The organism is Krasilnikovia sp. MM14-A1004, assembly GCF_047159485.1.
Taxonomy (GTDB): domain Bacteria; phylum Actinomycetota; class Actinomycetes; order Mycobacteriales; family Micromonosporaceae; genus Actinoplanes.
This window is the reverse complement of record NZ_AP038773.1, coordinates 3,461,716-3,475,230: the sequence shown is the minus strand read 5'-3', so window position 1 is coordinate 3,475,230 and position 13,515 is coordinate 3,461,716. Positions and strand designations below refer to the sequence as shown.

The 13,515-nt window shown below is 73.6% G+C and carries 11 protein-coding genes; 2 read left to right on the top strand and 9 right to left on the bottom strand.

Annotated features, from left to right (window positions below; all coding sequences use genetic code 11):
* Nucleotides 1-25: 25 nt before the first annotated feature.
* The 3 genes from ACMCNN_RS15630 to ACMCNN_RS15620 all read right to left on the bottom strand — a co-directional run bounded on the left by ACMCNN_RS15630 (nucleotide 26) and on the right by ACMCNN_RS15620 (nucleotide 4,245).
* A complete protein-coding gene (locus ACMCNN_RS15630; RefSeq protein WP_412746938.1) occupies nucleotides 26-1,822 on the bottom strand; it encodes a diguanylate cyclase in 1,797 nt (598 codons plus the stop codon).
* 112 nt (nucleotides 1,823-1,934) lie between these two features.
* The gene (locus ACMCNN_RS15625) at nucleotides 1,935-3,656 is read right to left on the bottom strand and encodes an acyl-CoA dehydrogenase (protein ID WP_412746937.1); all 1,722 of its coding nucleotides are present in this window, start codon (nucleotides 3,654-3,656) and stop codon (nucleotides 1,935-1,937) included.
* Between the two features lie 37 nt (nucleotides 3,657-3,693).
* On the bottom strand, nucleotides 3,694-4,245 hold the full coding sequence (locus tag ACMCNN_RS15620) for a PadR family transcriptional regulator (RefSeq protein WP_412746936.1): 552 nt from the start codon (nucleotides 4,243-4,245) through the stop codon (nucleotides 3,694-3,696).
* A gap of 165 nt (nucleotides 4,246-4,410) precedes the next feature.
* On the opposite strand from ACMCNN_RS15620, the gene ACMCNN_RS15615 reads away from it, so the two are divergent.
* Nucleotides 4,411-7,392 (top strand): ATP-binding protein, encoded by a 2,982-nt coding sequence (locus ACMCNN_RS15615; protein ID WP_412746935.1) that lies wholly within the window; start codon nucleotides 4,411-4,413, stop codon nucleotides 7,390-7,392.
* A gap of 4 nt (nucleotides 7,393-7,396) precedes the next feature.
* Here ACMCNN_RS15615 and ACMCNN_RS15610 read toward each other — a convergent pair whose 3' ends face one another.
* Nucleotides 7,397-7,957 (bottom strand): hypothetical protein, encoded by a 561-nt coding sequence (locus ACMCNN_RS15610; protein ID WP_412746934.1) that lies wholly within the window; start codon nucleotides 7,955-7,957, stop codon nucleotides 7,397-7,399.
* 4 nt (nucleotides 7,958-7,961) lie between these two features.
* Nucleotides 7,962-8,471 (bottom strand): DUF6209 family protein, encoded by a 510-nt coding sequence (locus tag ACMCNN_RS15605; RefSeq protein ID WP_412746933.1) that lies wholly within the window; start codon nucleotides 8,469-8,471, stop codon nucleotides 7,962-7,964.
* Nucleotides 8,472-8,696: 225 nt separating this feature from the next.
* On the opposite strand from ACMCNN_RS15605, the gene ACMCNN_RS15600 reads away from it, so the two are divergent.
* On the top strand, nucleotides 8,697-9,575 hold the full coding sequence (locus ACMCNN_RS15600; protein ID WP_412746932.1) for a carbohydrate kinase family protein: 879 nt from the start codon (nucleotides 8,697-8,699) through the stop codon (nucleotides 9,573-9,575).
* A gap of 28 nt (nucleotides 9,576-9,603) precedes the next feature.
* On the opposite strand, the gene ACMCNN_RS15595 is transcribed toward ACMCNN_RS15600, so the two are convergent.
* The 4 genes from ACMCNN_RS15595 to ACMCNN_RS15580 form a co-directional block, all read right to left on the bottom strand.
* On the bottom strand, nucleotides 9,604-9,930 hold the full coding sequence (locus tag ACMCNN_RS15595) for an SHOCT domain-containing protein (protein ID WP_412746931.1): 327 nt from the start codon (nucleotides 9,928-9,930) through the stop codon (nucleotides 9,604-9,606).
* Between the two features lie 23 nt (nucleotides 9,931-9,953).
* Complete coding sequence (locus tag ACMCNN_RS15590) at nucleotides 9,954-10,394, bottom strand: DUF6325 family protein (RefSeq protein ID WP_412746930.1); 441 nt, start codon at nucleotides 10,392-10,394, stop codon at nucleotides 9,954-9,956.
* Between the two features lie 83 nt (nucleotides 10,395-10,477).
* On the bottom strand, nucleotides 10,478-11,617 hold the full coding sequence (locus tag ACMCNN_RS15585) for an RNA ligase RtcB family protein (RefSeq protein WP_412746929.1): 1,140 nt from the start codon (nucleotides 11,615-11,617) through the stop codon (nucleotides 10,478-10,480).
* Nucleotides 11,618-11,740: 123 nt separating this feature from the next.
* A complete protein-coding gene (locus ACMCNN_RS15580) occupies nucleotides 11,741-13,411 on the bottom strand; it encodes a diguanylate cyclase (RefSeq protein WP_412746928.1) in 1,671 nt (556 codons plus the stop codon).
* Nucleotides 13,412-13,515: the final 104 nt, after the last annotated feature.

Genomic DNA, 13,515 nt, shown 5'->3' with positions numbered 1-13,515 from the left:
TCCGGCAGAGCCGGGCACGGCCGCGTCAGCGTGCCGCGACCAACGGCGCCGGTGTGCCACCGACCTCGCCGGCCGCCTCCAGCGTGAGGAACGCGTCGACCGCGTCCGGGTGGAACTGCACACCCCGGCACCGGCGCAGCTCCGTACGGGCGTGATCGCGCGACAGCCCCGGATGCCCGAGCCGTGGTGTGCGCATGACCGCCCAGGCGGCACAGACGCCGGTCACCATGCCGGCCGGGACGGCGGTGCGGCCGCTCAACGTGCCGACGACGGTGTCCGTCCACTGCCGGATCCGCAGGTCCAGCTCGTCCGGGTCGTCCGGAGCGCCGCCGGTGACGGCCGGTGCGCTGTCGGGGGCGGGGCCGCCGATCACGACGCGGTTGCGCCCGGTGCGCTTGGCGGCGTACAGCGCGTCGTCGGCCGCCTTGACGACCTGGTCGGGGGAGACGGCGTGCGGCGGCAGGGCGGCGGCGCCGACGGACACCGTGACTCCGACGGTCGTGCGGCTGTCGACCGCGAACGGCTCCCGGCCGATCCGGTCCCGCAGGCGTTCGGCCAGGCTGTCCAGGCCGTCGGGGACGGTGCTGGTCACCAGTACGGCGAACTCCTCCCCGCCGAAGCGGGCGACCACGTCGGTGCCGCGGCAGGTGTCCCTGAGCCGGCGGGCCACCTCGACCAGCACCCGGTCACCCGCCGGGTGGCCGTACGTGTCGTTGACGGTCTTGAAATGATCCACGTCGATCAGCAGCAGCGCGAACGAACTGCCGTGCCGCGCCGCCCGTTCGCTCTCCACGCGCAGCGTCTCGGAGAGGAAGCGGCGGGTGTAGAGGCCGGTGAGGCCGTCGGTGATGGCGATGCGGCGCTGCGCCGCGATGAGCACGGCCATGCGGCTCAGGACGAGCAGGAACAGCACCGCCGAGCTGGTCACCACGACGAGGTCCGAATTGGCCAGGTCGCGCAGGTCCTGGACGACCAGCACCGCCGGGGCGATCGCGGTGGCGATCCCGAGCAGCATGACGCGGTACAGCGTCGCACCCGAGCGCTCCTGGATCGGGTCGGTCAGCCGGCGCATCGAGGGGTGCAGGCCCGACGCGCCGAGTGCGATGTAGCCCAGCAGCCAGATGGCGTCGGGCCAGCCACCGTCGGTGAACGTCCCGGCCAGGGTCATCACGCCGTAGGCGGCGTCGCCGAGCAGGGTCAGGCCGAGGAAGCCCAGCAGCAGGTGCTGCGCGGTCTGGCGGATGCCGCCGCCGAGCAGCAGGCGAATGGCCGCGGCCAGCACGCACACGTCCATCACGGGGTAGACGGTGGCGAGGAAGCGGTCCTGCGCGGAGACGCCGGGGACGTTGACCATGGGGGCGACGAGCAGCACCCACCACAGCACGGCGGCGCCGACCGCGACGATCGCGGTGTCGATCAGGGCGGCGGTGTTGCGCTCGGGGGCGCGGCGGCGGTTCAGCACCACGAGCGCCGCGCCGACGAAGACGTACTGGGCGAGGTAGAGGATGTTGGCCAGCAGCGGGTAGCTGCTGTCGCCGTCGGCGGCGGCCAGGAAGTACGCGATGTCGCCACCGCTGTACATCACCTGGCCGATCGCGAGAAGCCACCAGATCGACCTGACCCGCGGCCGGTGCAGCAGGACTCCCGCCGCGAGGGCGACCGCGGAGCCGCCACTGACCAGGCAGTAGAGGACCGCGCGGGCGGTGACGTCGGTCGCCGGCGTCACGAAGTAGCCGATCGCCGGCAGCACCGCCGCCAGCGACCAGGCGATCCATGCCCGGGACGAGGTCGCCGCCGCGGCCCGGTTGGTCAGACGTATCACCGCGCTAGTGCACCAAGCGTTCGTTTCCCCGCCGGTCCCTGCGGGTTGCTGCACGGGAGCCCGGCGCCGAGGGGCGGGTCACACCCGCTCGGCGCCGGACGTCACCGCTCGGTCAGGGCCGCATCTCGTAGGCCCCGCTGAGCGCCTCGACCTGCGCCCACACCCGGGCGGTGCGCGCCGCGTCCTGCACCGGGCGGCGCACGTGTGCCAGCGCCCACGCGGCCTGCGCCTCGGTGGTCGCGGTCTTGCCGTGCAGTTCTGTCGCGCCCGCGGAGAAGTCCCGCACCAGCACGTCGAAGATCTCGTCCAGCACGTCCCCGTCGAGGCCGGTCAGCTCCGCCTGTTCCAGGATCAGCTGCCCGTACACGATGAGGGCGAACAGGTGGCCCACGGACAGCAGGAAGTCGAGGTCCTCCTGCTGGGCCGGGCTCGGGGCGTCGCCGAGCAGCAGGGCGCAGAACCCGTCGGCCTGCTCCCGGAAGCGGGCCACGTTCGGCACCGCGGCGTGCGTGTCGTACGCCGTACGCCAGTCGTGGAACTGGATCGCGCCGAGGCCGCGGGCCGGGCCCTGCCGGAACAGGAACTCGTCGTCGGCGGCGTCGTGCCGGGTGGGCACCGGCGGGTACTGGGCCGGGGCGAACAGGTAGTTGGCCATGAACTTCAGGATCAGCGCGAGGTTGACGTGCACGGTGCCCTCGAGCTTGGGCAGGCCGCGGATGTCGCGGGCGGCCTTGTCGAAGTAGGTGTCCGCCTCGAAGCCCTTGGCGGCGATGACGTCCCAGAGCAGGTCGATGACCTTCTCGCCCTCGGTGGTGACCTTCATCTTGGTCATCGGGTTGAACAGCAGGTACCGGCGGTCGTCCGGTCCGGCGCTGCGGAAGTAGTCGACAGCCCGGTCGCTGAACAGCTTCATCGCTACCAGCCGGGCGTAGGCGTCGGTCAGCTCACGGCGCACGTGCGGGAAGTCGGTGACCCGCTTGCCGTACAGGACGCGATTGTGGGCGTGGGTGACCGCCTCGAACATCGCGTGCTCGCAGATGCCGATGGAGGCCGTACACAGGTTGAACTTGCCGACGTTGACCGTGTTGAGCGCGGCGTCGAACGCGGCCTTGCCGGTGTGCAGCACGTCCTCGGCGCGCACCGGGTAGTCCTCGAGCCGGAACTCGCTGACGTACATCTGCGCGTTCACCACGTTCTTGACGAGGTGGTACGCGGGGTGGCGGCTGTCGGCGGCGAAGAACACGTACCCGTCGGGGCCCTCCACGTCGGCGCGGCGGCCGAACACCGACACCAGCCCGGCCACGTTGCCGTTGCCGATGTAGTACTTGCTGCCGGTGGCGCGGAACCCGCCGTCGGAGTCCGGGGTGAGGATCATGTCGGTGGAGTAGATGTCCGCCCCGTGGCTGCGCTCGGACAGCCCGAACGCCATGACGTGGCCGTCGTCGAGGAGCTGCGCGGTGCGGGCCCGGACCGCCGGGTTGGCGCTCTGCCACACCGGGCCCAGCCCCAGCACGGTGACCTGCCAGGTGTACCAGTAGCCGAGGCCGTAGAAGCCGAGGATCTCGCTGAGGGCGGCGTTGCGGGCGGTGTCCCACCGCTTGGCGGGGTTGCCCTCGCCGTCGGCCGCCGGTGTGAGGAACGTGGCGAACAGCCCCTCCTTCGCGGCGAAGTCCAGGAAGTCGCCGTACCAGGCCCGCTGGTTGTACGTCTCGACGAGCGCCTGCTTGCCGCGCGCCTCGAACCAGTCGACGGTGGCGCGCAGCAGGCGGCGGCTCTCGTCGTCGAGGTGGGCCGGGTCGTAGGTACGCGGGTTGAGCAGCGGCGAGTCCGCCATGACAGCGTTCCCCTTCCTTCGGTGAGGGTTGGACGGTTCAGTGGTCCAGGTCGCGCAGGGTGTCGAGCACGTCGTCCAGCCAGGTGAGCACCATCCGCTCGTACGCGATGCCGCCGCGCAGCACGACGTGCTGCAGGGACTGCTGCACGTCGAGCGCGGCCGGGTCGGCGAAGTCGCGGCGTTCGCCCGCGAGGTAGCGGGCGAGGGTGTCCTGGTGGGTCTTGCGGTAGCGCTCCACCTCGGTGATCAGCGCGGCCCGCCCGGCGGCGCCGTCGAACGCGGCGCCCCTGATCTTGACGGCCAGTTCGTGCCGGACGGCCTCGGGCTGGACCGGCTCGTGCAGCCAGGTGACGAGCGCGGTACGCCCCGCGGGGGCCACCTGGAAGGTGCGTTTGTCGGGGCGGCCCTCCTGGCCGAGCGTTTCGGCAGTGACCCAGCCGTCGGCCTCCATGCGCTTGAGCACGCGATAGATCTGCTGGTGGGTCGCGGTCCAGAACCGGCCGATCGAGCGCTCGAAACGCCGGGCCAGCTCGTAGCCGGAGCCGGGCTGCTCCAGCAACGAGACCAGGATCGCGTGTTCGAGGGCCATGCCTCGCATCCTCCTATGCAACTCGTTGCATAGCAAGCCCGGAGGGACTCCCGCGACGGCGCCGGCCGACGGGCGCCGATGGCGACCGCGGTCACGGCCGCGGGGACGACCGCGCAAGCATCGACCTGGCAGAATGTTCGGGCGGCGCAGGGGGAGGGCGGGGGAATGGCCGTATCGAGCGGGTGCTCCATCCTGGTGGGGCGCGAGGCCGAGTCGGCGGTGCTGCGCGAGGCGCTGCGCCTCACCGGGAGCGCCGCCCAGGTCGTCGAGGTGGTGGGTGAGCCGGGCATCGGCAAGACCCGGCTCATGGCCGAGCTGGCCGACCAGGCCCGGCGGCAGGGCCTGCGGACGATCACCGGGCGGGCCACGGAGTTCGAGCAGGATGTCCCGTTCGCGCCTTTGGTGGAGGCGCTCGACGACCACGCCCGCCACACCGGTGGCGCACCGCCCGCGCCCGCCGAGCTGCGCCCCCTGGAGAACGTCCTGCTGGCCGGGCCCGGCCCGGACGACAGCGCGGTCGCGCGGTTCCGGTCCATGCGGGCCCTGCGCCGGGCGCTGGAGGAGCTGGCCGCGCCGTCCGGCCTGGTGCTGCTGCTCGACGACGTGCACTGGGCCGACCCGTCCTCGGTGGATCTGCTGGAGTTCCTGCTGCGCCGCCCGCCGGTCGGCCGGGTGCTGCTGGCGGTGGCGTACCGGCCGGCGCAGGTGCCGGCCCGGCTGGCCGCCGCCCTCGCGGCCGGGCAGTCGCGGGTGCACCGACTGCGGCTGGCACCGCTGCGCGAACCGGACGTCGCCGCGCTGCTCGGCGGCGACGTCCGGGCCGCCCGGGTGCGGCAGCTGCACCGGCTCAGCGGCGGCAACCCGCTGTACCTGGAGGCGCTGCGCCGATCCGAGCCGGACCTCGGACCCGGCGCCGGACCGACCGCGCCACCCGCCGGGCTCCCACCCACCGGGCTCTCCGCCGCCGGGGTCCCGGCGGACGGGTTCCTCGCCGACTGGTTCTCCCCGGACGGGTTCTCCGGCGACGAGTTCTCCGCGGACGGGTTCTCCGGCGACGGGTTCTCCGGTGACGGGGGTGACGGGCCGCGGACGGAGCCCGTGGTGGACGCCGTCGAGCTGCCGCCCGAGGTCCGTGCGGCCCTGCTGGCCGACCTGGCGGCCGTGGGCGAGCTGGACCGCGCGGTCGCGGCCGCGGCGGCCGTCTGCGGGTACGAGATCGAGCCGGCCCTGCTGGCCGCCGTGGCGCAGCTGCCCCCGCCCGCGACCCTGCGCAGCATCGACGCGCTGACCAGCCGGGCGGTGCTGCAGCCGGTGCCGGGCACCGGCCGCTTCCGGTTCCGGCACCCGCTGGTGCGCCAGGTCGTGTACGCGTCCACCCCGGCCGGTTGGCGGCTCGGCGCGCACGCCCGCGCCGCGGAGCACCTCACGTCGGTGGGCGCGCCGCCGCGAGCGCGGGCGCACCACGTGGCGCGCTCGGCGTCGCCCGGCGACACCGCTGCGGCGGACACGCTGGTCGCGGCGGCCCGCTCGGTCGGTACCCAGGCGCCGGCCACGGCCGTGGCGTGGCTGCGGGCCGCCCTGCGGCTGCTGCCCGCGAATGCGCCGTCCGAGCACGGGGACCTGCTCATGTACCTCGCCGGTCGGCAGGCCGCGGGCGGCCGGCTGGCCGACGCGCGCGCCACCATGGGCGCCGTACTCGACCGGCTGCCCATCGGGCACCCGCAGCGGGCCGACGCCGTGGCCTGGACCGCCACCCTGCTGCGGCTGCTGGGGCAGACCGACGACGCGCGGCTGCTGCTGGCCGACGAACTGGCCCGGCTGCCCGATCGGGATGCCCCCGACGCGCTGCACCTGAGCCTGCAACTCGCCACGTACGGCGTCATGCAGGGCCGCCTGCGCGAGGCAGGGGAGCTGCTGCACCGGGTGACCGCCCTCGGCCCGGGCACCGCCCCGGCCCGGATCGCCGCGGCCCTGCAGCAGATGACCGGGTACGGGTCCCCCGGCGAACCCGCGCCCGGGCAACTGATCGACACGGTCGCGGACGAGGACATCGCCCGGCAGATCGACCTGTTCGCCTGGCTGTGCTGGAGCGGGCTCTATCTCGACGGCCCACACGAGTCACTGCGCCGGCTGCACCGGTGCCGCCGGGTCGCGGTGGCCGCCGGGCACGGGTACATCCTGCCGTACCTGCTCTCGGCGCAGGCGTTTGCGCAGGCCCGGCTCGCGGGGATCGGTGCCGCCCGGCACACCGCGGAGGAGGCCACCACCATCGCCCGGCTGCTCGGTGCCGACGAGCCGTTGGCGCTGGCGCTGCTCACCGAGTGCTGGCTGCTCCGGTGCGCCGGGGCGTACGAGGAGGCGGTCGCGGTCGGGGAGCAGGCGGTCGCGGCCGCGACGTCGAGCCGGGTCTGGCTGGCCACCGCCCGCGCGATGCTGTCGTTCGCCCGGATCGCGGCCGGTGACGTCGAGGGTGGGCGCGACGCGATGGTGGCCGCGGGCGGCGGGCCGCAGCTGCCCGACCTGTACCCGCACAACCGGCTCGTGGCGTGTTCGGTGCTCGCCGAGTCGGCCGCCGCCCGTGGCCTGCCCGCGGAGGCCGCCCGCTGGGCCGAGCTGGCCGAACAGGTCGCCGATCCGGGGCGCGACGTGGGCCGCGGCCTGGCCCTGCTGACCCGGGCGTATACGCGCAGCGCGGCGGAGCCCGCGGCCGCGGCCGCACTGGCCGCGACGGCGGCGTCCGTGCTGGTGGACGCGGAGCTGCTGATGGAGGCGGGCCGCGCCTGGATGCTGGCCGCGGCCTGCCACGGCCGGGCCGGCGACCTGTCCACCGCGCGCCGCTGCGTCGAGCAGGCCCTGGCCTGCTACGCCGACGACGCGGCGGTCGGCCCGCGGCGCGAGGCACTGGCCGTGCGCCACGGGCTCGGCCTGGACGACGACGCGGCGGCGCCCGGCATCGAGCTGACAGAGCAGGAGACCCCGATCGCCGAGCTGATCGCGGCGGGCCGTTCCGACGTCGAGATCGCGAACCGGCTGTTCCTCAGTGTCCGGACGGTGCAGACCCGGGTGGCGCAGATCTGCGCCAAGGCGGGCGGTGCGGACCGCGCCACGGCGGCCGCCCGCCTGGCGCGGATCCTGCCGCCCCGCTGACCGCTCAGACCCGGCACTGCCAGGAGTGGGGGTCCAGGAAGTCGGCGAAGCGGTCGATCGTGGCGTACCCGAAGGTGGTCTCCCGGCAGGCGGCCAGCACGTCGATGCTCGCGTACCCGGGGTCGCTGCCGCCGGTGACGCAGCGCCAGCTGTAGGCGTCGGCGCCGACCAGGACGGCGCCGTCGGCCCCGGTGGTGCGGCAGTACCGGTCGAAGTCGGGCGCGATGATGTCGTCGCGGACCCGCCAGCACTGCACGCTGCCGGAGCGCCAGAAGTCCGCGATGCGGTCCACGGCATCCGGGTTGGCGAAGGTCCACCGGCAGGCGCCGTCCAGGGTCAGGTCGGCGTAATGCTGGTCGGCGGTGCGGCAGTGCCAGTCGTAGGCGGAACGCCCCAGCGCGATCGCGTCGGCGTAGCCCAGCGATCGGCAGTAGCCACCCAGGTCGGGCACGCCCAGCTCGCGCGGCGGCGGCGGGGACGCGGCGGCCGGGCGGGCCGCCGCGCCGATCCCGGCGGCGACGGCCACGACCAGCAGAGTACGCAGGACCGTACGCAGCGGAGTCATGCCCTTACCGCGCGACCGGGAACCGGTAGTTCGCGCCGTACCGGGAGTCGTACTCCCGGCAGCCCGCGCGGTCGCCGGAGACGAACCACAGCTCCACCTCGTGCGCGTCGGCGCCCAGCGGCAGCGACGCGAGGACCTTGACCTGCTTGCGGTTGCTGTTGAGCTGGGTGACCGGCTGGCGCTGGATCGCTCCACCGTCCACGCGGTACTCCACGTTGATGCTCCACGCGTCACCGCCGGCGTACTGGGCGCGGCAGGTGGGCAGGCGGTCCGGGTCGTAGTCCACCAGGACGGTGCTGTTCGCCGCGATGACGCCATCAACCGTGGTGGTCCAGTCCGGCAGGAACCGCACCAGGGGCGCGGTGGCGGCGGCCTCGGCGCTGTCGGGGGCGGCGGCGGCCGGTGCGGCGGGCACCAGGGTCGCGGCCACGGCCACGGCCAGCAGGCTGACGCCCGCGCGGATACGGGTCCGGCCGGCGCTCGGACGGGTGGCGGGATGGGTACTCGATGGCATGGGGTGTCTCTCCGCATCGACGGGCGTTCGGGTCGGCACCAGCCTGCAAGTTCTTGCAAGACGGGTCAATCTCATGCAGTGGACGCTGCCGCCCCCGATGCGATCCTGTTCGCAGGTCAGGCTGGATTTGCGGTGCCTGTGGGGCGAATCACCGACCGTAAGTGCGGCAATGAAAATTCTTGCAGAGGTGGTGTGAACGCGTCGGCGGTAGGGCAGGATGTCGCCATGCATCGCGTCCTCGTCACGGGCCCGGCCGCGTGGAACCTCATCGTCCACGTCGCCGACCTGCCGGCCCCCGAGCCGCACACCCTCTTCGCCCAGTGGCATCACGACACCCTGGGCGGCACCTCCGCGGGCAAGGCACTCAACCTCGCCCGGCTCGGTGTGCAGGTCACGCTGCTCACCCTCGTCGGCGACGACGACACCGGCCGGCGCATCACCGCCGAACTGCGCGACCACGGCGTCGATGTCCGGGCCATGCCGAGCGGCAACGGCACCGAGCGGCACGTCAACCTGATGGACACCGACGGCCGGCGCCTGTCGGTCTACCTGACGCTGCCCACGCCCGCCCACGAGGTCACGGTGGCGCCCGGCCTGATCGAGGACGCCGACGTGGTCGTCGCCGACCTCGCCGACCACGCGCGCCCCGTGCTGCGGGCGGCCCGCCGCGCGGGCAAGCCGATCTGGTGCGACCTGCACGACTACGACGGCGTCAGCGAGTTCCACCGCGAGTTCCTCGACGCCGCCGACTACCTGTTCCTCAGCGGCGAACGTCTCGCCGACCCCGAGGCGTTCCTGCGCGCCCGCGCGGCGGCCGGGACGGAACTGGCCGTCTGCACCCAGGGCGCGCAGGGCGCGATCGCGTGCACCCGGGACGGGTCGATCGTCCGGGTGCCCGCCACCCCGGCCGGGGCGGTCGTGGACACCAACGGCGCGGGCGACGCGTTCTTCGCCGGGTTCCTCGCCGCCCACCTCGGCGGCGCACCGCTGGCCGAGTGCCTGCGCCAGGCGTCCCGCGCCGGTGCGAACGCCGTACGGAGCCGGGAGCTCGCCGCCCCGACGCTCAGCCCCGCACTGTTGCGCGCCGGCACGCCGCTGACCTGAGCGGCATGCCGGCGCGCGATGTCGAGCGTCAGCCGAGCAGCTTCGCCTTCTGGGCGTTGAACTCCTCGTCGGTGAGCACGCCCTGATCGCGCAGCTGGCCCAGCTGCTTGAGCTGCTCGATCACGTCGACCTGCGGGCTCGCCGCGGGCGGCGGCGGAGCCGCCTGCTGATACGGCTGCTGATACGGCTGCTGGGCGGCCATCTGCTGTTGGTACGCCGCGGTCCGGTCGGCGTAGATGCCGGCGTCCCGGTCGGCGAACTTCTCGGCCTGGTGGCGCTGGACCCGGCCGGCGACCGCGCTGGCCGTACCGGCGACCACCGCCGTGCGCGCGATCCCTCGCAACAGTCCTGGCATGGTTTCCTCCGTGCTCGTCAGGGTCAGCGGACAGCTTCGAGTTGTTCGAGCGCATCCACCACGGCCGTCGCGGGGATCCGCTGGCTGGCGACCACTTCGCCGCCCGCGTCCAGCGCGGCGCTGACGAACGGGGCGGCCCAGGTGTTCTCGAACACGATCATCGCGGCCATCGTGCCGGGCTGCATGACCTCGACGGCCTGAGCCAGGTCGTCGTCGCCGATCAGGCCCGACTGTGCGCCGGCGAACGCGGTGAAACCGGCGGCACCCTCCGAGGTCACGTTCGTCAGATCCACCCCGGAGTACGAGCCGTCGAGTCCCTTGCGGATCACCGTGAGGTCGTACAGATGGATCACGTCCCGTTCGATCAGGTCCATGAGAGCTTCGGCGCACGCCGTGGTGTCGGCATCGCCGGGAAACTCCAACAGCACGAAATCGATCGGCCCGATGGCGGCCTGATCCGGCATGACTGTCTCACCTTCCCGTGGTCACCTCGCTGGTGCGGCCAACGCTAGACCCGGACGGATCCCTGGAAATCACCCTCCACGGATTACTTCCCGCGCCGCCGCCCCGCCGGTTCGGGCGTCTTGTAGGTGACCAACGGGACGGTGACGGCCACCGGGGTGGCCAGGTCGTGGGCGACGAGGTCGGCGATCACCTGCTCGATGCGCTTGTACGCCGTCGGCGCCTCCTCGAACAGCAGCTGCCGGTCACCGCAGACCACCACCGACCCGACCGGCGTACGGCGCAGCTGCTCGACCGTGTGCTTGGCCCGCCCCCGGCGCAGCGCGTCGGCGCGCGACATCTTGCGGCCCGCCCCGTGCGCGACGGAGTGGTTGGCCTGCGGCCCGGCGTGCGCGGCCACGAGGTACGAGCGGGTGCCGCGGGTCCCGGCGATCAGCACGTCGCGGCCGTCGCCCGGAGCGGCACCCTTGCGGTGCAGGTAGTGTCCGTCGCGTACCTCGACCAGGTTGTGGCACTGGTCGACGATCGGCTCGGTGGGCTCCGCACCCAGCGCGTGGGCGATCCGGGCGGCGATCAGCCGTCGGTTCAGCGCACCCCACGCCACGGCGTCGTCGTGCTGTGCCAGGTAGGCGGCCGGGTCGGGGGCGGGCCCCGCGCCGTGGAGTTCGGTGTGCGCCCGCAGGATCCGCTCGCCCAGGCCGCGGGAGCCGCTGTGGACGAGCAGCACCAGGTCGCCCGCGTCGAGTCCGAGACGGCGCGCGTGCTCCGGCGCGCTGACGGTCTCGATCCGGGCCAGCTCGGCGAAGTGGTTGCCCCGGCCGACCGTACCGAGGCCGTCGAGGTGACCGGCGGGCACCTCGCCCGCCGGGACATCCCGGGCCGGGTCGTCGGGGTCGAGGGCGCGGTCAAGGTCGGGGAAGCGGGCGGCGAGCCGCTCCGGTACGGCGCGCTTGAGCCGGATGGGGAACACGGCGATGCCGCACCCGATGTCGGAGCCCACCAGGAACGGGTACAGCACAGTGGAGGACATGGCGGCGCCGATCGGGGCGCCCTTGCCGGGGTGCAGGTCCGGCATGGCGGCGACGTGGATCATGCCGTCGAGCGCGGCCACCTGATGGCACTGGTCGAGGGCGGCGGATTCGATCCAGCTTCCCTCGGAGGCGAACACGGAAACGGAGGCGGGGGTGCGCGGCAGGGGTTCCTGCCGCAGCTGGTGCGCAGACACGGACGCTCTCTTCGAGGACACGGAGGATGACGGGCGGGCGGCTCGCAAGCCGCGGCAAGGGGTGTCGTCAGAACGTCATGGCCAGCGGACTGCCCGCCGGACACGTGGCGCGGCAAGCGGTTTTCAGGCCGCCACGCGATTGCGTCCGCCGCGCTTGGCCCGGTACAGGTTGGTGTCGGCGGCGTGGAAGAGATCGGCGCCGGTCATCCCGGCCCGCAGCGCGGCGACGCCCGTACTGATGCTCACCGGGGTGCCGGGGGTGAGGTCGCCGAAGTCCGCGGCCGCGACCGCGTGCCGGATGCGTTCGGCCACGGCCGCCGCGCTGGCCAGGTCGGCGGCGAGGAAGACGGTGAACTCGTCACCGGCGTACCGGATGGGGGTGTCGATGTCGTGCCGGCAGTGACCGCCGATGATCTCCGCGATGTCGCGCAGCACCCGGTCACCCGCGCTGTGCGAGTGGGTGTCGTTGATGGTCTTGAAGTTGTCGACGTCGATGAGCACCAGGCTCAGCGGCGGCGCGATGGCCCCGGTGTGCAGCGCCGCCATCAGCTCGTCGAAGTGGCGCCGGTTGCCCAGCCCGGTGAGCGGGTCGCGTCGCAGGGCGTCGTGGATCCGGGCGTGCTCGAGCTCCAGCTCCGCGCGGCGGCGGGCCTCGTGCAGCATGGCCAGCCGCTGCCGGCGGCCCCGCCACAGCTGCTGGGCCTCGGCCTGCAGCGCGACGAGCAGGTCGGCGCAGGCCTCCCGGCCCAGGGCCTCGGCGTTGAGCATGGCCAGCTCGCGCTGCACGAGCAGCCGGTCCTCGGCCGCCATGATGTCGTGGCACACCAGGTAGTCCGCGGCCAGCGATTCGCGGCGGGCCGCGTCGTGGTCGCCGCGGGCGCGCAGGGCGACCGCCAGCGCCAGGTGGCCCCACCACACGTCGGCGGGGTGGTACGGACCGGTGTGCCGGGCGGTCACCACCGGCTGGGCCAGCGCGATCGCCTCGTCGACGCGGCCGAGCTTGGCCAGGGCCAGCGCGCGGGCGCTCGCGATGACCTCGACGTCGTGCGCCATCGCCGCCGGACCCAGCGTGGTCAGCCAGGCGCCGGTGATCTCCTCCAGCCGCCGCCACCGGTGACCGGCCTCGAAGCCCTGACCGAGCTGATCCAGCCACAGTCCCCAGGACACCAGCAGGCTGCCGTACCGGACCTCGAGGACCGCGCGGACGGTCGAGGCGCGGTGGGCGTGGAACTTCTCGTAGCAGGCGGCGGCGACCTCGTACAGTCCGGCGGTGGACGCGGCGTCGCCGTACGAGCACAGCGCACCGTAGTAGCCGTCGTTGTGGCGGGTGGTGCTCTCCAGCAGCAGACCGGCGCGCGCCAGATGGCCCATCCCCTCGGCGACCCGGCCGGCCAGCAGGCACAACTCGGCCAGGTCGGCGCTGGTACGGGCCTCGCCGGGCACGTTGCCCGCTGCCCGGTGGTGCCCGATCAGCTGCGCCCCGACCGCCAGCGCCGCGTCGTACTGCTGCAGTTCCAGGTAGGTGTACATCCGGCGCTGGATCAGCAGGTGCAGCGTGGGACGGTCGCCGAGCGCCCCGGCGATCCAGGCGAACTCGTCGATCGCGGCGAGCGCCTCGTGCAGCCGGTCGTGGTCGACCAGGTCCCGCACGTGCTCCACGAAAGCGAAGAACGGGCCGGTAGGGGACAGCGGCACCAGGTCGGTGGTCGCCTCGCGAAAGGTCGCGTCCCGTCCGGGCAGGTCCGCCATCACCCCTGGCACATCGTCCCGGAACCGGTCGGGATGAGGGATCACGCTGTCGAATCCCGGCTGGTCGTCCCCGGTCGCGGCGGCGCCGGACCCACCCGGGCGGGCTGAGCGCGCACCCGACGCGGTACGAACAGACGATCATGGCGCTG

What these genes read in the sequence shown, in the direction of transcription:
- ACMCNN_RS15595 (WP_412746931.1), bottom strand. Translation starts at nt 9,930, where the DNA reads ATGCCAGGACTGTTGCGAGGGATCGCGCGCACGGCGGTGGTCGCCGGT.
- ACMCNN_RS15615 (WP_412746935.1), top strand. Translation starts at nt 4,411, where the DNA reads ATGGCCGTATCGAGCGGGTGCTCCATCCTGGTGGGGCGCGAGGCCGAG.
- ACMCNN_RS15610 (WP_412746934.1), bottom strand. Translation starts at nt 7,957, where the DNA reads ATGACTCCGCTGCGTACGGTCCTGCGTACTCTGCTGGTCGTGGCCGTC.
- ACMCNN_RS15600 (WP_412746932.1), top strand. Translation starts at nt 8,697, where the DNA reads ATGCATCGCGTCCTCGTCACGGGCCCGGCCGCGTGGAACCTCATCGTC.
- ACMCNN_RS15605 (WP_412746933.1), bottom strand. Translation starts at nt 8,471, where the DNA reads ATGCCATCGAGTACCCATCCCGCCACCCGTCCGAGCGCCGGCCGGACC.
- ACMCNN_RS15620 (WP_412746936.1), bottom strand. Translation starts at nt 4,245, where the DNA reads ATGGCCCTCGAACACGCGATCCTGGTCTCGTTGCTGGAGCAGCCCGGC.
- ACMCNN_RS15590 (WP_412746930.1), bottom strand. Translation starts at nt 10,394, where the DNA reads ATGCCGGATCAGGCCGCCATCGGGCCGATCGATTTCGTGCTGTTGGAG.
- ACMCNN_RS15625 (WP_412746937.1), bottom strand. Translation starts at nt 3,656, where the DNA reads ATGGCGGACTCGCCGCTGCTCAACCCGCGTACCTACGACCCGGCCCAC.